Genomic DNA, 18,711 nt, shown 5'->3' on the forward strand with positions numbered 1-18,711 from the left:
TGCCGGGCCGAGAATCGCGGGCTACCCGGCGAGGCTGGGGCCGACGAAGTCCGACGCGGACTTGTTCCGCAGGTGTGCCCGGTTCTGCGCGAACTGGCTGCGGTAGGTCGTCGCCGTCACCCCGAAGTGCGCCTTGAACCGCCGTGCGAAGTAGTTCTGGTCCGGCCACCCCACCGACTGGCCGATCTGCGTCACCGGCTCGTCGGTGTCCAGCAGCAGCTCCGCGGCCTTCTCCACGCGGTGCCGCGCCAGGTACGCCATCGGCGGCAACCCGGTCGCGGACTTGAACAACCGCACCAGGTAACCCGGTGTCAGGTGCAGCTCGTCGGCCAGCTCGGCCAGCGTCCACGGATACGCCGAACGCTCCTCCAGCAGCCGCATCGCGCCGAGCACGGCGGGGTGCGTCAGGCCGGCCGGTTCTCCCTCCCGCGCCGCCGCGGCAGCGCGCCCCACCACGCTGAGCGTCAGCGTCAACCGCGCGACCATGTCACCGCGGTGGGTCAGCGTCGACTCCGATCCCAGCTCGGCCAGCGCGTCCAGGTGGTCGACACATTCGGCCAACCGGGGGTCGGGTAACAGCGCGTTGAGCACCCCGCGCCGCTGCATCGCCATCGGACCGGTCCACAGCAGGTAACCCAACCCCGGATCGGCTCGCGACCACGCCAGCTCCCGGTGCAGGATCTCCGCACCGAAGCACAGGTTGTAGAGGCGTAAGTCGCTGCACTCCTCGTAGCTGTGCCACACGCCCGGCCGTAACACGACGACGTCGCCCCGGCGCAGCTGGTCCCGTCCGGCGGGAGATACGTGCGTCCCCTCGCCGCCGAGCACAAAGGCCAGCTCGAAAAAGCTGTGCGTGTGGGTTTTCTGCACGGTCGTGTGGAGGTACCGAAGTGCCCGCGCTTGGGCGCCTTCGCGCAGGTAGAGGAGCCCACCCTTGGACTCGCCGACCGGGTCGACTCGCATGCTACCGACGCTACCGCGCGGCGACGCGAAAGTTAATTTCGTGCTACCGCGGGCGCATCCAAGGCTATCGACGCCCCTGTGACGTAGCGCATGCTTCCTGGCCAAGACCAGTCGATGGAACGTTTCAATCGGCTCCCGGAATTCTGACAACGCTGTCCGCCCGGAGGTGAGGCCATGCCCGCGCGCACGCGCACCCGGCCCGCGCAGTCCGCGTCGCCGCCGCCCGTCGACGACGCGCCGACCCGCCGACGCCCGCGCCGGAGGCCGAGCACGCTCTGGCTCTTCGTGATCCCGGCACTCGCGCTCTACACGTTCGTCGTCCTGATCCCGAGCGGACGCGGTGCGCTGCTCGCGTTCACCGACTGGGACGGGCTGAGCCCGGACCGGGCCTGGGTCGGGCTGGAGAACTTCCGCGCGATCCTCGAGGACGACGACGCCCGCGCCGCGGTCGGCCAGACGCTGCTGGTGGCGGTCGCGATCACGATCGTCCAGAACGCGATCGGCCTGCTGCTCGCGCTGGGCGTCAACTCGCGGATCAAGAGCCGGAACGTGCTCCGGGTGTTCCTGTTCGCCCCCGCCGTGATGACGCCGGTCGTCGTCGGCGCGCTCTGGAAGAACCTGCTCGCCCCGGACGGCGCGGTGAACTCCGTCCTCGACGGCGTCGGGCTCGGCGGCCTGAAGCAGGACTGGCTCGGCGACCCGAACATCGCGATCTGGTCGGTCGTCGGCGTGATCGTCTGGCAGTTCGCCGGCTACTCGATGGTGATCTTCCTGGCCGGCCTGCAGGGCATCCCGCAGGACGTCTACGAGGCCGCCGAGGTGGACGGCGCCGGCCCGGTACGGCGGTTCCGGCATGTGGTGTTTCCGCTGCTCGCACCGGCTACGACGATCAACCTGATGCTGTCGATCATCGGCGGCCTCAAGCTGTTCGACCAGGTCTGGGTGATGACCGGAGGCGGTCCCGGCCACTCCAGCGAGACGCTCTCGACGCTGATCTACAAGGACGCGTTCCAGTTCGGCGAGTTCGCCTACAGCGTCGCGCTCGCGATCGTCCTGACGATCTTCGTCGCGCTCATCTCCAGCGGCCAGTACTGGCTGCTCCGTCGCCGGGAGGGGGCTGCCTCGTGAGGACCTACAGCTGGCGCACGTTCGTCCTCGAGTTCGTGATGCTCGCGGTCACCGTGGCGTTCGCGTTCCCGCTCTACGTGCTGGTCAACCTGTCGCTCCGCGATCCGCAGGACCCGTCGTCCGCGGCCAGCCCGACCACGTCGCCGACAACCCAGAACTACGCCGACGCCTGGCAGCAGGCCGGTCTCGGCGGGGCGATCGCGAACAGCGCGCTGGTGACGATCGCGAGCGTCATCGTGATCGTGCTGGTCTCGTCGCTGGCGGCGTACGCGCTGGCTCGCTCGACCGCCGCCTGGTCTCGGGCGACGTTCCTGCTGGTCATGCTCGGGCTGCTGCTGCCGTTCCAGCTCGCGCTGCTGCCGCTCTACCAGACGATCCGCGACCTGCACCTGCTCGGGACGCCGTGGGCCCTGGTGCTGTTCTACAGCGGCCTCCAGGTGCCGTTCGCGACGTTCCTCTACGTCGGCTTCCTCCGCGCGCTGCCCCGCGACTACGAGGAGGCGGCGCTGCTGGACGGCTGCTCACCGTTCCAGGCGTTCCGCAGCGTCGTGTTCCCGCTGCTGCGGCCGGTCACGGGCACCGTCGTGATCCTCAACGCGGTCCTGGTCTGGAACGACTTCCTGACCCCGCTGCTCTATCTGAGCGGCAGCACCCAGCAGACGATCCCGGTCGCGATCTTCGGCTTCCTCGGCCAGTACGTCTCGCAGTGGGAGCTGGTCTTCGCCGGCCTGGTCATCGGCTCGCTGCCGATCCTCGTCGTCTATTTCGCCATGCAACGCCACATCATCAAGGGCTTCGCCGGAGGGCTGAAGGGTTGAACATGCTGACCCCGTACGCGCTGACCACTGATGGCCGCGCTGCGCCGCTCGGTATCGACGAGCGCACGCCGCTGCTGTCCTGGCGCCTGACATCCGAACGGCGTGGCGACGCGCAGACGGCCTACCGGATCGTCGTGACCGAGAACGGCGTCACCCGCTGGGACACCGGCCGGGTCGAGAGCGCCGAGAACTCCGGCCTCGCCTACGACGGTCCGGCGCTGCACTCGCGCACCCGGTACGACTGGCGGGTCACGGTCTGGGACGCCGACGGCGCCGAGGCCGGGAGCGCCGAGTCCTGGTTCGAGACCGCCGTCCTGCACCCGGACGAGTGGGCCGGCGTCTGGATCGCCCGCGACCCGGACGTCCACCCGCCGTTCGACCCGCCGGTCGTGGACGACCTGACCGACCGCGTCCGGCACCTGCCCGCACCACCGCACCTCCGTCGGGCCTTCCGGCTCTCCGAGAAGCCGACGAGGGCGCGGCTGTACGCCACCGCCCGCGGCGCCTACGAGCCCCGGGTGAACGGCTCCCGGATCGGTGACCGCGAGCTCGCGCCCGGCTGGACCGAGTACCGGACGCGCGTGCTCTACCAGACCTACGACGTCACCGACGCGCTGCAGGCCGGCGAGAACGTGCTGGGTGCGGTGCTCGCCGACGGCTGGTGGTCGGGCTTCGTCGGTTTCGACAGCCGCCACCAGGCCCAGCACTACGGTGACGCGCCGCAGTTCCTCGCGCAGCTGGTCGTCGAGTTCGCCGACGGCTCGACCCGCACGATCGCCACCGACTCCGAGTGGGTCGAGCGTCCGGGCGCGATCCGCTACGCCGACATGCTGATGGGCCAGTACGAGGACGCGACCCAGGCGATCCCCGGCTGGGACACCCCCGGCTACGACGCGAGCTCCTGGACACCCGTCAAAATCGTCGACGAAAAGCCAGGGGCGCTCGTCGCCGAGCCCGACGAGCCGATCCGGGTCACCGAGGACCTGCACCCGGTCTCGGTGACCGCGCTGACCGACGGACGCCACCTCGTCGACTTCGGCCAGAACATGGTCGGCCGGGTCCGGCTGACGATCCACGGCGCGAAGGCCGGCCGGCGAATCCGCCTCCGCCACGCCGAGGTGCTGGAGGACGGCGAGCTCTACCTGGAGAACCTCCGCACCGCCGAAGCCACCGACATCTACCTCGCCGGAGGCGCCGCGACCGAGGTGTTCGAGCCGTCGTTCACGTTCCACGGCTTCCGGTACGTCGAGATCGTGGGCTACCCCGGCCAGCTCCACGCGCGGGACGTCGTCGGCCGGGTACTGCACAGCGACACCCCGTTCACCGGCTCGTTCGAGTGCGACGACGAGACCGTCAACCAGCTGTACCGCAACATCCGCTGGGGACAGCGCGGCAACTGGGTGTCGGTGCCGACCGACTGCCCGCAGCGCGACGAGCGGCTCGGCTGGCTCGCGGACGCGCAGATCTTCGCGCCGACCGCGATGCGCAACGCCGACGTCCAGGCGTTCTTCGCCCGCTGGCTGACCGACGTGCAGGCCGCCGCGACCCCGGAGGGCGCGTTCCCGGACATCGCACCGAAGGTCGCGATGATCACCGAGGGCGCGCCGGCCTGGGGCGACGCCGGTGTGATCATTCCCTGGCTCCTCTACCGGGTCTACGGCGACAAGCGGACGCTCGAGCGGTCGTTCGACTCGATGACCGCCTGGATCGCGCACGTCCACCGCCACAACCCGGACCTGGTCTGGCGCCACCGCACCGGCAACAACTACGGCGACTGGCTCCAGGTGGACGCCGATACACCGCGCGACCTCCTGGCCACGGCGTACTTCGCGCAAAGCACCGCGCTGGTCGCCGCCGCGGCACGCGTCCTCGGGAAAGACGCGAAGCCGTACGAGGACCTGCACGAACGCATCAAGGAGGCGTTCAACGACGCGTTCGTCGAAGACGACGGCCGAGTCACCGGCGACACCCAGACCGGCTACCTGCTCGCGCTCGCGTTCGACCTGCTGCCCTCGCACCTGACCGAACCGGCGGCAGCGCGGCTGGCCGCCGACGTCGAGAAGCGCGACAACCACCTGACCACCGGTTTTGTCGGCGTCGCGCTGCTCTGCCCGGTGCTGGCCCGGCACGGACGCGCGGACCTGGCGTACGCCCTGCTGCACCAGGACACCTATCCGTCCTGGGGGTACTCGATCGTCCACGGCGCGACCACGATCTGGGAGCGCTGGGACGGCTGGACCGCCGATCGAGGCTTCCAGGCCGCGCAGATGAACTCGTTCAACCACTACAGCCTCGGTTCGATCGGCGACTGGCTCTACGGCGGCGTCGCCGGCATCGACCAGGCGCCCGGCTCGGTCGGGTACCGCGAATTGCTGCTCCGCCCCACCGTCGGCGGGCTCCTGACCTGGGCAAAGGCGAGCCAGGAGACGGTTCGCGGCCGGGTCTCCAGCGGGTGGCGGATCCAGGGCGACGACGTCGTCGTCGAGGTCGAGATCCCGCCGGGCGCCACCGCGGACCTGCTCGTCCCCACGTCCGACCCCGCTTCGATCCGGGACGAGAACGGCGAAGCCGTTCCTGGCCCGGAGCTCCGGCTGGGATCCGGCACCTATCGATTCACCGCGTCCCGATAACCCCCACAACCCCCTCCCGGGAGGACACCGATGTCCAGAAAGCGGTTTCTCGCCACTGCCGTACTCGCCGCGAGCGTTGCGCTCAGTGCGGCGTGTTCCGGCGGCACGAACGCTGCCAACGAGGGCGGCGACGGCGACACGCTGCGCGTCTCGTCCGTCGCCACCGACCGGGTCGGCACCGAGGCGCTGATCGCCGCGTTCAAGAAGACCCACCCGAACGTGAAGATCACGACCTCGTACGCCGACACCGACCAGTACCAGAGCACGCTGCGCACGCAGCTGGCCAGCGGTACTGCCCCGGACGTGTTCTTCGCCTGGCCCGGCAACGGCAACCCGGGCGCGATCGAGGTGCTGGCCCCGACCGGCTACATCGAGGACCTGTCGGACCGGCCCTGGGTCAAGGACATCCCGAGCGGCATCAAGCCGGTCACCGAGGTCGAGGGCAAGACCTACGTCGTCCCGCTCACGTTCGCCGGCATCGGCGCGCTCTACAACAAGAAGGCGCTGGCCGACATCGGCGGCAAGGAGCCGACGACGTGGACCGAGATGCTGACGCTCTGCGACACCGCGAAGTCCAAGGGCAAGCCGCTGTTCGCGCTCGGCAACCAGACCAACTGGGTCACCCAGCTGGCCGACTACGCGCTGGCCGCGACGCTGGTCTACGGCAAGACGCCGGACTTCGCGCAGCAGATGAAGGACGGCAAGGCCACGTTCGCCGGCTCGGCGTGGAAGACCGCGCTCGACCAGTACCTGGAGATGGACAAGCGCGGCTGCTTCTCGGCCAACCCGCTCGGCACGTCGGTGGAGAACGCGGTCTCGCAGGTCGCCGCCGGTAAGTCGGTCGGCATGATCCACGTGACCTCGGGCCTCAACCAGCTCAAGGCCGAGGCTCCGAGCGGCACCGAGTTCGGCATGTTCGCGGTGCCCGCCACCGACACCGCGGCCGACACCCAGATGCCCGGTGCGGCGGGTGGCTCGTACGCGGTGAACGCGAAGGCGAAGAACTCTGACCTCGCGCACGAGTTCATCGACTTCCTGGCCACTCCCGAGGCGGTCAACATCTACGCCCAGGAGACCGGCAACCTGCCGGGCCTGCCGAACGACCAGTTCAAGGCCGACCCCGCGCTGCAGCCGCTGATCGACGCGCAGAAGGCGGGCAAGACGGTGCCGTTCATGGACCAGCTCTGGCCCAACCCGAAGGTCCAGAACGAGCACTTCGCCGCGATCCAGGACATGTTCGCGGGTAAGGCGACCCCGGACCAGGTTCTCGCGCGAATGGACGAGGCCTACAAGGGCTGATCCGCTCCGGATACAGCAAGGCGGGGCGGCCCCGAAGGGGTCGTCCCGCCGTTCTCTCTTTGTCGGGCGTCAGTTAGCGGTGAGTTGCAGCGCCCAGCGCATCCGATCGGCCGCCACCTCGGGGTGCTCGCCGTATTCGGCGGCGAGCCAGCAGGCGCAGCCGGTGGGACCACCGAAGCTCCGCAGGCTGTCGTCGATCGCGGCTTCCACCTGAGCGGGGGTGGGGTGCTCGGACGGTTGCAGCGGGCTGACGAACAGCGCCTCGGCCGCCACTGCAAGCGACATCTAGATCACGTCCTTCCTTTCCGTGGACATTGTGACTATCGACACTTCGCCCTCAAACTGGTGGACAATGCCGTAGTAAGCCATTCATTCCTACCTCATTCACGCCGAACCAACGCCTCTAACTCGCGTGACGAGGTCATTCGGTTACCCCGCTAAGCTGCTCCATCGGAGGTGGAGCGTGACCGGATCCGAGCAGTTTCCCCAGTTCCCGCCCGACTTCGTGTGGGGTGTAGCGACCGCCTCCTATCAGATCGAAGGCGCGGTCGACGAGGACGGGCGCGGCCCCTCGATCTGGGACACGTTCAGCCATCTTCCCGGCAAGACCCACAACGGCGACACCGGTGACGTCGCGGACGACCATTACCACCGGTACGCCGAGGACTTCGACCTGATGGCCGGCCTGGGCGTCGACTCGTACCGGTTCTCGATCGCGTGGCCGCGGATCCAGCCGACCGGTGACGGCCCCGCCAACCCCGCCGGCCTGGACTTCTACGACCGCCTCGTCGACACGATGCTGGCGAAGGGCATCACGCCCGCCGCGACCCTGTACCACTGGGACCTCCCGCAGGCGCTGGAGGACAAGGGCGGCTGGATGCAGCGGGACATCCCGCAGCGGTTCGCGGAGTACACCGCGATCGTCGCCGAGCGGCTGGGCGACCGCGTCGGCTACTGGATCACGCTGAACGAGCCGTTCGTCGTCACCGCGTTCGGCTACGCGCTCGGCACCCACGCGCCGGGGCACCGGCTGCTCGCCGGGGCGTTCCCGATCGCGCACCACCAGCTGCTCGGGCACGGGCTCGCGATCGACGCGCTTCGTGCCGCGCGTGTGAGCGGCAAGCTCGGCGTCACGAACGCGATGGCGCCGGTGCACCCCGCTACCGACGATCCGGCCGATCACACCGCCGCCCACATCCTCGACCTGCTGCACAACCGCACGTACGCCGACCCGCTGCTGCTCGGGCGCTACCCGGACGACGTGCCCGCCGTGTACCGCGGCGCCGACCTGTCGGTGATCAAGGACGGCGACCTGGACAAGATCTCGACGCCGCTCGACTTCTACGGCCTGAACTTCTACAACCCGCACCGGGTGCGGGCTTCCGGGCCGGAGAACTTCGGTCACGAGATCGTCGAATACCCCGGCGTCACCACCACCGCGATGGGCTGGCCGGTCGTCCCGGAGGCGTTCACCGAGCTGCTCACCGGCCTGAACGAGCGCTACGGCGAGAAGCTGCCGCCGGTCTACATCACCGAGAACGGCGCCGCGTACGACGACAAGCCTGACGCGGACGGCCGCGTCCAGGACGACGACCGGATCGCCTACCTCGACAGCCACCTGCGCGCGGTCCACGCCGCGATGGCCGCCGGAGTCGACGTCCGCGGGTACTTCTGCTGGTCGTTCCTCGACAACTTCGAGTGGGCCGAGGGGTACGCGAAGCGGTTCGGACTCGTCCGCGTCGACTATGAAACGCAGGAACGGACGCCGAAGGCGTCCTACGACTGGTTCCGGTCGGTCATCGCCCGCACCCGAGACGCCCACGGCGAATAACTTCTACGCCGTCCCACGTACCACCGCAGGCAGGGAGGTCGGCGGTGGTTCCCGACGAGCGCGCATCGTGCGCCTCGGTCAGGGCTTCCGCCGGTGGGTGCGCAGGTAGAGGTGTAGGTCCTCGTAGCTGCCCTCGGACGGCCCAGCGGCAGCCCGTGCCAGATCGAGCCAGGTCCCCACGCTGGGCCGCACCCGCCGCACCGCCGCCTGCACGTCCGACTCCTCGATCGGCCGCGCGTGGCCACGCCGCAGCGACTGCGACAGCGCCGTGTCGGCCGCGGTGTCCACGACCCGGCGCAGGTCAGCGGCCGAGTAGCCGGCGGTGGCCTCCGCGATGGCCCCCAGGTCGAAGTCGGCGACGAGCAGGTCCCGCAGCTGGTAGCGCAGGATCGCGCGGCGGGCATCGGCGTCCGGTGGCGCGATCAGCACCATCCGGTCGAGGCGACCCGCCCGCCGGAGCGCCGGGTCGAGGTCCCACGGCCGGGTCGTCGAGGCCAGCACGAAGACACCGTGGTCGGAACGGGCCAGCGAGTCGAGCTCGAACAGCAGCTGGTTGACGACCGCGCGCAGCGTGCTGGGATTCTGCAGCCGCGAGCGCTTCGGCCCGATCGCGTCCACGTCGTCGAGGAACAGCACGCACGGCGCGCTACGGCGGGCGGTCGCGAAGACCGCGCGTAACCGCCGCTCGGCAGCCGGATTCGAGGCCAGGATCTCGGCGGTGGACGCGGGCCGGTCGAGCACGTCCGACCGTCCGACCCGGTAGAAGTTCGCCCGCAGCTCACCGGCGATCGCGCGCGCCACGAACGCTTTTCCGCAGCCGGGCGGCCCGTACAGCAGCATGCCCCCGGTGGTGCGCTTGCCGAACGCCCTGGCGAGCGCGGGGTTACGGATCGGCGCGATCCCCCGCTCGATCCGTTCCTTGGCGTCCGAAGCCCCGACGACGTCCGCCAACGTCAGATCCGTGAACACCACACCGTCCACGTCACCGACGCCGACCGGGTCGGGTAACCCGTCGCGGACCGGGCCGATCTCCGGCAGGTCTTGGACCTGGGCTTCGGCGGCGTCCCAGTCGAACCCCGAGCGACCCACCATCGCCGGGTCGGCGCTCGGCCGGTCCGCGGCCACCCGGCTGCCCGGACGGGCGATGCCGAGCTCGGCGGAGGCGCGGCGCAACAGCGCGATCGCTTCCTCGTTCGCGGGGTCCGAGCGCAGCACGGTCGAACAGTGCTCCAGCGCCTCGGCGGCGCGGCCTCGGTCGAGCAGGAGGCCGGCGACGTGCAAGCGCAGCGGGATGTCGCCCGCGGCGGCGGCGACCGCAGCCAGCAGGCTGGCCAGGAGCGGATCCTCCTCTGCCGGTCGCATGGCGGTCAGCGTATCGATCCCGGTTAAGCGCCGCCTCAGTACGGCACTCACCTCACACCGAATCAAGCCGAAGAGTTGATACCGCCCGACCCATCAAAAAGGCGAAAACGGCGCTGGAGCTCGCCGAGGGCGGCGCTCGCAGTCGAGCGCGAGGCCACGTCGACCTCGCTGTGGTCTCAAGGCCCGCGCTCGCCTGCGAGCGTCGTTCTCAGCGGGCCGCAATCAAGGCAACGGCCGTGGCGGCTAGGCCTTCACCGCGGCCGGTGAAACCCAGGCCGTCGGTGGTCGTCGCGGAGATCGAGACCGGGGCGCCGACCGCCGCCCCGAGCACCTGCTCCGCCTCCGCTCGACGCGCACCGATTCGCGGCGCCACCCCGATCAGCTGGACGGAGACGTTCCCGATCACGTTCCCGGCCGCCCGCACTCGGCGCGCGGTCTCGGTGAGCAGCGCGATGCCCGACGCACCGGCCCACTCCGGCCGATCGGTGCCGTAGTTGCTCCCGAGGTCACCCAGCCCCGCGGCGGACAGCAGCGCGTCGCACGCGGCGTGCGCTGCGACGTCACCGTCCGAGTGACCGGCGAGCCCCGGCTGACCGGGCCACTCCAGCCCCGCGACCCAGCACTCCCGGCCGTGGTCGTAGGCGTGCACATCGGTGCCGATCCCCACCCGCGGCAACTGCGGGGACGCCCCACCGACCGGCTGCGGAGCACCGGCAGGCGCGGGGCTGATCGGCGCCGGCATCTGAGAGCCGAGCTCCACCATGTCGGGGATCTCGACGATCTCCGACGTGGGCTCGGGTGTTGTCGTCACGTCCGCGAGCCTGCCATGCCACTCGACGGGTCCTGCACGCCGCTCTCCTCCGCGAGCACCGCGTGCGCGACGACCAGGTCGAACGGGCGGGTGACCTTCAGCGCGGACGGATGCCCCGGCACCGTGTGCACGGGCAACCCCAGCCGCTCGACCAGCCCGGCGTCATCGGTGAGGGCGTCGGGGCACGCGGCGTGTGCCTCGGTGAGTACCGCGCGGGCGAATCCCTGCGGGGTCTGGACCAGCCGGAGCAGCTCCCGGTCGATTGTGGAGGACCCGGCACCGTCGGCGCCGACCTGGCGCACGGTGTCGACCACCGGCAGCACCGGTACCACCGCCGGATGCCCGGCCCGGACCGCAGCGGCGACCTCGTCGGCGAGCCCGGGCGGTGCCAGCGCTCGCGCGGCGTCGTGCACGAGGACGACGTCGCAGTGGGTTGGCGCGGCGGCCAGCGCTGCCGCCACCGAGGCCTGCCGGGTGCCGCCGCCCTCGACGACCACCAACTCCGCGGTCAGGACGACCGGCGCGAGCAGCTCGCGAACCGTGTCGGCGGCGCCGGGCGGCGCCGCGACGACGACGGCCGCGACGCTCCGGGCGGCCGCTAGGCGCCGGACCGCGTGCACCACCAGCGGTTCTCCGCCGAGGTGACGAAGGGACTTCGGCGCCCCGGGACCAAGACGCTCGCCCCGGCCTGCGGCCGGGACGAGCGCAACTGCGTAGTGAGTGTCCGCAGCCTGTCTGTCCTGACCAGACTTAGGAAGCAAGAACCTTGTCGAGCAGCTGCTCGGCGTCGTCCTTACCGGTTCCCTCGGCGAGGGCGAGTTCGCCGACGAGAATGTCGCGGGCCTTGGCGAGCATGCGCTTCTCACCAGCGGAGAGGCCACGCTCCTTGTCGCGCCGCCAGAGGTCACGCACGACCTCGGCAACCTTGTTCACGTCGCCGGAGGCGAGCTTCTCGAGGTTCGCCTTGTAGCGACGGGACCAGTTCGTCGGTTCCTCGGTGTGGGGAGCCCGGAGAACCTGGAAGACTCGGTCCAGACCCTCCTCGCCCACCACCTCGCGGACGCCGACGATTTCTGCGTTCTCCGCAGGGACGCGCACAGTGAGGTCACCCTGGGCGACCTTCAGGACGAGATACTGCTTTTCGACACCCTTGATCGTTCGGGTTTCGATGGCCTCGATGAGAGCGGCCCCGTGGTGGGGGTACACAACGGTCTCGCCGACGGTGAAAGTCATGAGTCGGAAACCCCTTTCGCTGTGTCAAGGATAACACGGCGTCACCGCGATCGGGCATGGTCCAGGCCACTGAAACCGCAGGTCAGGGGACGTGACAAAACTCTTGGAAGCTTGACACGCTCACCCGGCCCCTGATCGGCGTGCTGGTCATCGCCGGTGGCCGGGCTCCGCACAAAGGACGGTACCGGGTTCCGCCAGGTCCAGCATGTGAGATCAGCCGCATGCTCGTCAGCTGACCCGAAATCCCTGTTCGCGGATGGTCGACGCGGGCGCGGCAGCGTCCGAACTACGGATTCCGTAGGTGGTTCCCGGGGAGCCCTCCGAACCGACCGACGCACCGGCGACGCACCCGCGCGCGACCCCCGATCCGAGGGTTTTCCACACCGTTTTGGGAGTGAGGTGGCGCACCGTCGAGGAGTCGGTCACAGTAGGGGAGAGCGTGGTGGAGGCGCCGATGAGCCGCCGACCTGACAGTGACGAACCGGCCAGCGACGAGCCTGGCCACGACGGGGAAATCCGCGGCCTGCCGCCCGACTGGGGGACGATCGTGGTCCCCGACGACCTGCGCGAGCTGGCCGACGAGATCGCGTTGGTTCAGGCCGAACTGGCCGGTCAAGACCCTCGGAGACGACGACGCTGGACGCGTCCCGGCCTGTCCGGGCCGCTGTGCGCGCTGATCCTCTTCCTGGTTGCCGCGATCGGCAGCCTGATGGTGATCGTGTTGCCCAAACCGAACCGCCCTCCCCGGCGAGAGCCGCTCGCCAGCCCGAGCGTCGCCGTCGGCGTGGCAGGCGGGTTGGTGCCCGCCCTCTCGCTGATCGGACGGAGCGGGCAGGGCTCCTCGCTCCGCGAGTTCCGGCCGGCCGTGCTGCTGGTCTCGCCCGCGAGCTGCACCAGCTGCGCGACGGTACGGAATCAGATGGTGAAGGCAACCGAGGAGAGCCAGCTCACCGTCGTCTGGATCACGGAGAGTAAGGAGCCGGTTACGCAGGATCCAGGTGTGCCCGCGACCCGGCTGGTGTCCCTCGCCGATCCGACCGGTACGGCGAGAGCCGCGATCGCCGGCGTCTCGGCCACCGGTCCGACCGCCGTGCTGGTACGTACCGACGGACGGATCCGCCGGATCGTGCCGAACGTCACCGACCCGCTCCAGCTCAGACCCGAGCTCGCCGCGCTGACGATCCGCTGACCCGTTGACGATCTCGACGCCCGCCCGCCGCGCTTCCGTCCGGTGGATCCGCACCGGTTGGGCGCTGGTCCGGGCGTGTCACCCGGAACCGGCGCTCGCGGTGACCGTCGGCGTCACCGCGCTGGCCGCAACCGTCGGCCGGTCCGCGGCCGGCCTGGTTGCGGTCGCCGCGGCCGTCCTCGCCGGCCAGCTGGCGACCGGCTGGAGCAACGACTGGCTGGACGCCGACCGCGATGCCGCGGTCGGCCGTACCGACAAGCCGGTGGCCACCGGCGAGGTGTCCCGGCGGCTGGTCGGGGCGGCTGCGCTGGTCGCCGGAGCGGCGTGCGTCCCGCTCTCGCTGCTCTCCGGCTGGCGGGCCGGGCTGCTGCACCTCGCGGCGGTCGGCTGCGCGCTGGCCTACAACGCTCGTTTGAAGTCGACGCCGTTCTCCCCCGTCCCGTACGCGCTGGCGTTCGGGGCGGCGCCGGCGTTCGTCACGCTCCCGCTCCCCGGGGCGCCGTGGCCACCGGCGTGGTTGACGCTGGCCGGTGCGGCGCTCGGCGCGGGCGCGCACTTCGCGAACGTCGTCGGTGACCTGGAGGAGGACGCGGCGACCGGAATCCGGGGGCTGCCGCACCGGCTCGGCCGACGTGCGAGCGAGGCGATCGCCGCCGGGCTGATGGCGCTGGTGGCGATCGTGCTGACGCTCGGCCCGCCGGGGCCGCCGGAGCCGGTCGCGTGGGGCATCCTGGCCACGACCGCGGTCGCGCTGACGCTGGGGGCCGTCCTCGGACGCCGTCCGGGCTCGCGGGCGCTGTTCCGCGCGGTGCTCGTCGCCGCGGTCTGCGACGTCGCCCTGTTGCTCCTCAGCAGCTGAGACCGAGATCGGCGCTGTTCAGGGCGCGTCCGGCGTGGCACGCCGACCCGATGCGCGGGCCCGCGACGGCCAGACACTACGCTATAGCCGGTCTACACATCGTAGATACCCGAGGTGTATACGCACAGTCGGCGCCGACCGCCCGCCTGTGTCAGTAGAGGCCAGAGAGGAAGCCGCCGTGAGGGGATCTGCCGCTCGACCGCTAGGTCAGCCGAAGCGGCGTGGCCGCCGGGCCGCGACCCTGATCACGCTAGGCCTCGTCGGCGCCTTCGCGCTGACCGGGTGCAGTGCCGGCCAGGTCGCCGAGACCGCGCTCAAGGTCCCGTCGATCCCCGGCGTCGACGCGCATGCCGGCGACATCGCCATCCGCAACGCGCTCGTCGCGTTCCCGTCGCAGGGCTACGACTGGGCGGCAGGCAGCGACGTCCCGCTGTCGCTGCGCCTGATCAACAACGGCGAGACCGCCGACCGGCTGGTCTCCGCCAGCAGCGACCTGGCGAGCTCGGTGGAGCTCCAGGTCGTCCCCGAGGGCGCCCAGGCCACCGAGGCGCCGCACTCCCCGAGCGCCCCGGTCTCCGAGACCGTGTCGCCGTCCGCAGGCGGCACCCCGAGCCCCGGCGAGGAAACGCCGTCCGGCGCGGTCGTCACCGGGACGCCGTCGCCGACGCTCAGCGGCGGGGTGCCCAGCCCCGCGCCGTCCCGTGGGACCGCCCCGGCCGTGGAGTCGCCGATCCCGACCGCGAGTCCGGGCCCGACGCTGCCGCTCGAGCTGCCCGCCCAGCGGCTGGTCGCGCTCGAGGCCGGCGGGCCGCAGCTGGTGCTGACCTCGATCAAGGAGGAGCTCGACGCGGCCGCGGTCGTCACCGTGACGCTGAACTTCGAGCGGGCGGGCACCATCGTGCTGCAGTTGCCGTTCGCCCCGCCCGCGTCGCCGCTGCCGCGCGAGTCGGTCACCCATGCCGGTGACGAGGGTGAGCACGGCGCTCCCGCGGACGCGGAGCACGCCGAGTAGGCGTCTCCCCCACGCTCGACGACGGGGCGGTCGGACCTCCACGGTCCGGCCGCCCCGTCTCTGCTGGGGAAACGTGGTTTGTCACACCTGCAACGTAGGGTTCCGCGCATGCCACCCCGCGCAGCCGCGAAGGCCACCCGTGAGCGCCCCGCCTACCGCTGCACCGAGTGCGGGCTCACCGTTGCGAAGTGGGTCGGCCGCTGCCCCGAATGCCAGGCCTGGGGCACGATCGACGAGGTCGGGGCGGGTCCGGTCGCGCTGCAGCAGGTGGGTCCCGGCCCAGTCACCGCGCCTGCCCGCCCGATCGGCGACATCGACGTGCGGGCGGCCAAGGCCCGGCCGACCGGCGTCGACGAGCTCGACCGGGTGCTCGGCGGTGGCCTGGTGCCCGGCGCCGTGCTGCTGCTGGCCGGTGAGCCCGGCGTCGGCAAGTCCACGCTGCTGCTCGAGGTCGCCCACCGCTACGCCGCCGGCGGCGCGGCACCGGCGCTGGTGGTCACCGGTGAGGAGTCCGCGGCCCAGGTCCGGCTGCGTGCCGACCGCACCGACCGTCTCCACCCGTCGCTCTACCTCGCCGCCGAGACCGACCTGTCCGCGGTGCTGGGGCACGTCGAAGCGGTCTCTCCCGGCCTGCTGGTCGTCGACTCGGTGCAGACGATCTCCTCGCCAGCGCTCGACAGCTCGCCCGGCAGCGTCACCCAGGTGCGCGCGGTTACCGCGGCGCTGATCGCGTCGGCGAAGGCACGCAACATGGCGACGATCCTGGTCGGCCACGTCACCAAGGACGGCAACGTGGCCGGCCCGCGAGTGCTCGAGCACCTGGTCGACGTCGTCCTGCACTTCGAGGGCGAGCGGCACTCGACGCTGCGGCTCGTCCGCGCGGTGAAGAACCGGTACGGCCCGTCCGACGAGGTCGGTTGCTTCGAGATGCACGACCGGGGCATCCGTGGCCTCGCCGACCCGTCCGGCCTGTTCCTCACCCGGCACACCGAGGCGGTGCCGGGCACCTGCGTCTCGGTGCTCCTGGAGGGCGTCCGCCCGCTGCTGGCCGAGGTTCAGGCGCTGGTGGCGCCGACCCACCTCCCGACGCCGCGGCGGGCGGTCAGCGGGCTCGATTCGGCACGGGTGGCGATGGTGCTCGCGGTCACCGAGCGGCGCGGCAACGTGCGGCTGAAGGAGCAGGACGTCTACACCGCGACCGTCGGCGGCGCGAAGGTCACCGAGCCCGCCGGTGACCTCGCGGTCGCGTTGGCCGTGGCATCCGCGGCCAAGGACAAGGCTCTGCCACCCGATCTGGTCGCGATCGGCGAACTCGGGTTGTCCGGTGACGTCCGCCGGGTGGGGGCAGTAGAACGCCGGCTGGCCGAGGCCGCGCGCCTGGGGTTTCGGCAGGCCCTGGTGCCGACCGGGTCGATCGAGCGCACTCCGCCCAACATCAAGGTCACCGAGGTCGACGATTTGCGGGCCGCCTTGGGGCACGTGTTCCGGGATAAGGTACGTAGCCTGTCCGGGGTAGGGACGACGCCGTCCGGGGAAGACTCCCCGACAGGTCGACGGCGGTGAAGTACGGCCTTGTGTCGGCACTCCGACACGGCGTCCCCAGCGGGCCCACACCGCGCGGAGAGGCGTGGCCGCCGTAGACTGCCGGAGAATCAGATGCCTGGAGGTACAGCCGTGGTCGGGACGGAGCGCGAGGAGCAGCTCCGGCAAACGCTCGCCCGGATCGCACCGGGAACCTCCCTACGCGATGGGCTCGACCGGATCCTGCGCGGCAACACCGGCGCCCTGATCGTCTTCGGGCACGACAAGACCGTCGACGCGATCTCCACCGGTGGTTTCCCGCTCGACGTCGAGTTCACCCCGACCGGCCTCCGCGAGCTGGCGAAAATGGACGGTGCGCTGGTGCTGTCCAACGACGGTTCGCGGATCGTGCGCGCGGCGGTCCACCTGATGCCCGACTCGTCGATACCGGCGGTGGAGTCCGGCACCCGGCACCGCACCGCCGAGCGAGTGTCTCGGCAGACCGGCTTCCCGGTGATCTCGGTCAGCCAGTCGATGCGCATCATCGGGCTCTACGTCGGCGGCACCCGGTACGTGCTGGACGAGACGTCCTCGATCCTGTCCAAGGCCAACCAGGCACTGGCCACGCTGGAGCGCTACAAGCTTCGGCTGGACGAGGTGTCCGGAACGCTCTCCGCGCTGGAGATCGAAGACCTGGTCACGGTCCGCGACGCGATGTCGGTGACCCAGCGGCTCGAGATGGTTCGCCGGATCTCGGACGAGATCGCCGGCTACGTGATCGAGCTCGGCACCGACGGGCGTCTGCTCAAGCTCCAGCTCGACGAGTTGATGGCCGGTGTCGACGCCGACCGCGAACTGGTGATCCGCGACTACCTGCCAGCCGGCCGCCGTACCCGGTCGGTCGCCGACGTCCTCGACGACCTCGATCGGCTGTCCGCGACCGAGCTGCTCGATCTGACGCTGGTCGCCCGCGGCGTCGGTTACCCGGCCACTGCGGACGCTCTGGAGGGCGCCGTGAGCCCGCGCGGGTACCGGCTGCTGGCGAAGGTGCCCCGCCTGCCCGGCGCGGTCATCGACCGGCTGGTCGAGCACTTCGGTGGGCTCCAGAAGCTCCTGGGCGCGACCGTCGACGACCTGCGCGCAGTCGAGGGCGTCGGCGACGCCAGGGCCCGCTCCGTCCGAGAGGGCCTCTCCCGCCTAGCCGAATCCTCAATCCTGGAGCGGTACGTCTGATTGCGGCCCGGCCAGAACGACGCTGCCGAGCGGGCGCGACCACTTGAGTATGAACCAATACGCGGCGCGCCCCGCCCTGCCCGGGCTCCGGCGCCGTTGTTATGGATTTACGGTGAACGCCACCGGCTTGCTCTCCAGGGTGCCAAGGCGGGCGACCAGCTGGTACTTGCCCGGCTTGACCGGGGCGCCGGTGACGCAGTTCTTCGACGACGTCGTGCCGCCCCACTTGATGTAGTAGTTGAGCGTCTCCCCCGGCACGATCTTCCGCTCGACGGAGGACGCGGCGCTGTCCGCGCGGGAGCTGCAGTCGTCGGAGGACCAGACCGGCTTCGTACCGGACAGGATCTTGAGCTCCTGCTCTTCCGAGCCGACGTCGCGCCGGCACGCGTCCGACGAGGAGTTCTTGACCACCAGCCGCATCGCGGCGAACTCGCCGATCCGCACCGAACCGTCGGAGGGCACCGCGGTGAGCGTGAGCGCCGAGTCCGGGCACGCCGCCGCAGCGGCCGTCGATCCACCTGCCGGTGCCTGCGGTGCCGCGGTCGCGGAGTCCGGTGACTCCTGACTCGGGGAAGCGTCGGCCGAGCCGACGCCGGATTCCCCGGGGTCGGAGGAGTTGCTGCCGCTCGCCGGGGACGCCTCGCTGGTCGACGGCACGCCGACCACGCGTGCCGCGTCACTGCCCGATCCGTTGGCGATCAGGCACGACGCGAACGCGAGCACGATGATCACCAGGGGTACGAGAATCAGCAGGCGCCGACGCCAGTAGACGCCGGAAGGGTGGGGTCCGATCGTCCAGTTCATGGTGGAGGAACGGTATCG

Annotated in this window: 17 protein-coding genes; 10 read left to right on the forward strand and 7 right to left on the reverse strand. The window is 70.9% G+C overall.

The genetic code is table 11. The features are described 5' to 3' along the window. Positions 1 to 21: 21 nt before the first annotated feature. A complete protein-coding gene (locus BUB75_RS09260; RefSeq protein WP_073254307.1) occupies positions 22 to 963 on the reverse strand; it encodes an AraC family transcriptional regulator in 942 nt (313 codons plus the stop codon). A 174-nt stretch (positions 964 to 1,137) separates the two neighbouring features. On the opposite strand from BUB75_RS09260, the gene BUB75_RS09265 reads away from it, so the two are divergent. From BUB75_RS09265 to BUB75_RS09280, 4 genes are read left to right on the forward strand one after another with little or no spacing between them, the layout of a single operon-like run. After that, positions 1,138 to 2,091, forward strand: coding sequence for a carbohydrate ABC transporter permease (locus tag BUB75_RS09265; protein WP_073254310.1), 954 nt, complete (start codon positions 1,138 to 1,140; stop codon positions 2,089 to 2,091). Positions 2,092 to 2,129: 38 nt separating this feature from the next. Further along, a complete protein-coding gene (locus tag BUB75_RS09270; protein WP_073255196.1) occupies positions 2,130 to 2,909 on the forward strand; it encodes an ABC transporter permease subunit in 780 nt (259 codons plus the stop codon). A 2-nt stretch (positions 2,910 to 2,911) separates the two neighbouring features. Beyond that, a complete protein-coding gene (locus BUB75_RS09275; protein WP_073254313.1) occupies positions 2,912 to 5,539 on the forward strand; it encodes an alpha-L-rhamnosidase in 2,628 nt (875 codons plus the stop codon). Positions 5,540 to 5,569: 30 nt separating this feature from the next. Next, on the forward strand, positions 5,570 to 6,838 hold the full coding sequence (locus BUB75_RS09280) for an ABC transporter substrate-binding protein (RefSeq protein WP_073254316.1): 1,269 nt from the start codon (positions 5,570 to 5,572) through the stop codon (positions 6,836 to 6,838). 69 nt (positions 6,839 to 6,907) lie between these two features. Here the strand turns inward: BUB75_RS09280 and BUB75_RS09285 are convergent, their stop codons facing one another. Next, positions 6,908 to 7,123: a hypothetical protein gene (locus tag BUB75_RS09285; protein ID WP_073254319.1), complete on the reverse strand. Its 216-nt coding sequence runs from the start codon at positions 7,121 to 7,123 to the stop codon at positions 6,908 to 6,910. 178 nt (positions 7,124 to 7,301) lie between these two features. Between BUB75_RS09285 and BUB75_RS09290 the strand changes: the two genes are divergently transcribed. Then, positions 7,302 to 8,669, forward strand: a complete 1,368-nt coding sequence (locus tag BUB75_RS09290; protein WP_073254321.1) for a GH1 family beta-glucosidase — start codon at positions 7,302 to 7,304, stop codon at positions 8,667 to 8,669. 78 nt (positions 8,670 to 8,747) lie between these two features. On the opposite strand, the gene BUB75_RS09295 is transcribed toward BUB75_RS09290, so the two are convergent. The 4 genes from BUB75_RS09295 to BUB75_RS09310 all read right to left on the reverse strand — a co-directional run bounded on the left by BUB75_RS09295 (position 8,748) and on the right by BUB75_RS09310 (position 12,075). Then, positions 8,748 to 10,031, reverse strand: coding sequence for an ATP-binding protein (locus tag BUB75_RS09295; protein WP_073254324.1), 1,284 nt, complete (start codon positions 10,029 to 10,031; stop codon positions 8,748 to 8,750). 208 nt (positions 10,032 to 10,239) lie between these two features. Further along, entirely contained in the window at positions 10,240 to 10,794 is a 555-nt protein-coding gene (gene ispF, locus BUB75_RS09300) for a 2-C-methyl-D-erythritol 2,4-cyclodiphosphate synthase (protein WP_425430876.1), read from the reverse strand. A 44-nt stretch (positions 10,795 to 10,838) separates the two neighbouring features. Further along, positions 10,839 to 11,603, reverse strand: a complete 765-nt coding sequence (gene ispD, locus BUB75_RS09305) for a 2-C-methyl-D-erythritol 4-phosphate cytidylyltransferase (protein ID WP_073254328.1) — start codon at positions 11,601 to 11,603, stop codon at positions 10,839 to 10,841. Next, a complete protein-coding gene (locus BUB75_RS09310) occupies positions 11,593 to 12,075 on the reverse strand; it encodes a CarD family transcriptional regulator (protein WP_073254331.1) in 483 nt (160 codons plus the stop codon). The genes ispD and BUB75_RS09310 overlap by 11 nt, the downstream gene beginning before the upstream one ends. A 454-nt stretch (positions 12,076 to 12,529) precedes the next feature. Here BUB75_RS09310 and BUB75_RS09315 point away from each other — a divergent pair, with 454 nt between their 5' ends. The 5 genes from BUB75_RS09315 (at position 12,530) to disA (ending at position 17,889) form a co-directional block, all read left to right on the forward strand. Further along, positions 12,530 to 13,264: a hypothetical protein gene (locus BUB75_RS09315; protein ID WP_143175094.1), complete on the forward strand. Its 735-nt coding sequence runs from the start codon at positions 12,530 to 12,532 to the stop codon at positions 13,262 to 13,264. A gap of 4 nt (positions 13,265 to 13,268) precedes the next feature. Then, the gene (locus BUB75_RS09320; protein WP_218617397.1) at positions 13,269 to 14,123 is read left to right on the forward strand and encodes a UbiA family prenyltransferase; all 855 of its coding nucleotides are present in this window, start codon (positions 13,269 to 13,271) and stop codon (positions 14,121 to 14,123) included. 178 nt (positions 14,124 to 14,301) lie between these two features. Next, positions 14,302 to 15,135, forward strand: a complete 834-nt coding sequence (locus tag BUB75_RS09325; protein ID WP_073254337.1) for a copper chaperone PCu(A)C — start codon at positions 14,302 to 14,304, stop codon at positions 15,133 to 15,135. A 108-nt stretch (positions 15,136 to 15,243) separates the two neighbouring features. Then, on the forward strand, positions 15,244 to 16,698 hold the full coding sequence (gene radA / locus BUB75_RS09330; RefSeq protein WP_073254340.1) for a DNA repair protein RadA: 1,455 nt from the start codon (positions 15,244 to 15,246) through the stop codon (positions 16,696 to 16,698). A gap of 93 nt (positions 16,699 to 16,791) precedes the next feature. After that, positions 16,792 to 17,889, forward strand: a complete 1,098-nt coding sequence (disA, locus tag BUB75_RS09335) for a DNA integrity scanning diadenylate cyclase DisA (RefSeq protein WP_073254343.1) — start codon at positions 16,792 to 16,794, stop codon at positions 17,887 to 17,889. Between the two features lie 99 nt (positions 17,890 to 17,988). On the opposite strand, the gene BUB75_RS09340 is transcribed toward disA, so the two are convergent. Beyond that, positions 17,989 to 18,693: a hypothetical protein gene (locus BUB75_RS09340; RefSeq protein ID WP_073254346.1), complete on the reverse strand. Its 705-nt coding sequence runs from the start codon at positions 18,691 to 18,693 to the stop codon at positions 17,989 to 17,991. Positions 18,694 to 18,711 lie beyond the last annotated feature (18 nt).

The organism is Cryptosporangium aurantiacum (assembly GCF_900143005.1).
Classification (GTDB): Bacteria; Actinomycetota; Actinomycetes; order Mycobacteriales; family Cryptosporangiaceae; genus Cryptosporangium; species Cryptosporangium aurantiacum.

Bases quoted from the DNA above. Each gene is read 5' to 3' on its own strand.
- BUB75_RS09260 (WP_073254307.1), bottom strand. From the start codon at position 963: ATGCGAGTCGACCCGGTCGGCGAGTCCAAGGGTGGGCTCCTCTACCTG.
- BUB75_RS09265 (WP_073254310.1), top strand. From the start codon at position 1,138: ATGCCCGCGCGCACGCGCACCCGGCCCGCGCAGTCCGCGTCGCCGCCG.
- BUB75_RS09270 (WP_073255196.1), top strand. From the start codon at position 2,130: ATGCTCGCGGTCACCGTGGCGTTCGCGTTCCCGCTCTACGTGCTGGTC.
- BUB75_RS09275 (WP_073254313.1), top strand. From the start codon at position 2,912: ATGCTGACCCCGTACGCGCTGACCACTGATGGCCGCGCTGCGCCGCTC.
- BUB75_RS09280 (WP_073254316.1), top strand. From the start codon at position 5,570: ATGTCCAGAAAGCGGTTTCTCGCCACTGCCGTACTCGCCGCGAGCGTT.
- BUB75_RS09285 (WP_073254319.1), bottom strand. From the start codon at position 7,123: ATGTCGCTTGCAGTGGCGGCCGAGGCGCTGTTCGTCAGCCCGCTGCAA.
- BUB75_RS09295 (WP_073254324.1), bottom strand. From the start codon at position 10,031: ATGCGACCGGCAGAGGAGGATCCGCTCCTGGCCAGCCTGCTGGCTGCG.
- ispF (WP_425430876.1), bottom strand. From the start codon at position 10,794: ATGGTGGAGCTCGGCTCTCAGATGCCGGCGCCGATCAGCCCCGCGCCT.
- BUB75_RS09310 (WP_073254331.1), bottom strand. From the start codon at position 12,075: ATGACTTTCACCGTCGGCGAGACCGTTGTGTACCCCCACCACGGGGCC.
- BUB75_RS09315 (WP_143175094.1), top strand. From the start codon at position 12,530: ATGAGCCGCCGACCTGACAGTGACGAACCGGCCAGCGACGAGCCTGGC.
- radA (WP_073254340.1), top strand. From the start codon at position 15,244: ATGCCACCCCGCGCAGCCGCGAAGGCCACCCGTGAGCGCCCCGCCTAC.
- disA (WP_073254343.1), top strand. From the start codon at position 16,792: ATGCCTGGAGGTACAGCCGTGGTCGGGACGGAGCGCGAGGAGCAGCTC.
- BUB75_RS09340 (WP_073254346.1), bottom strand. From the start codon at position 18,693: ATGAACTGGACGATCGGACCCCACCCTTCCGGCGTCTACTGGCGTCGG.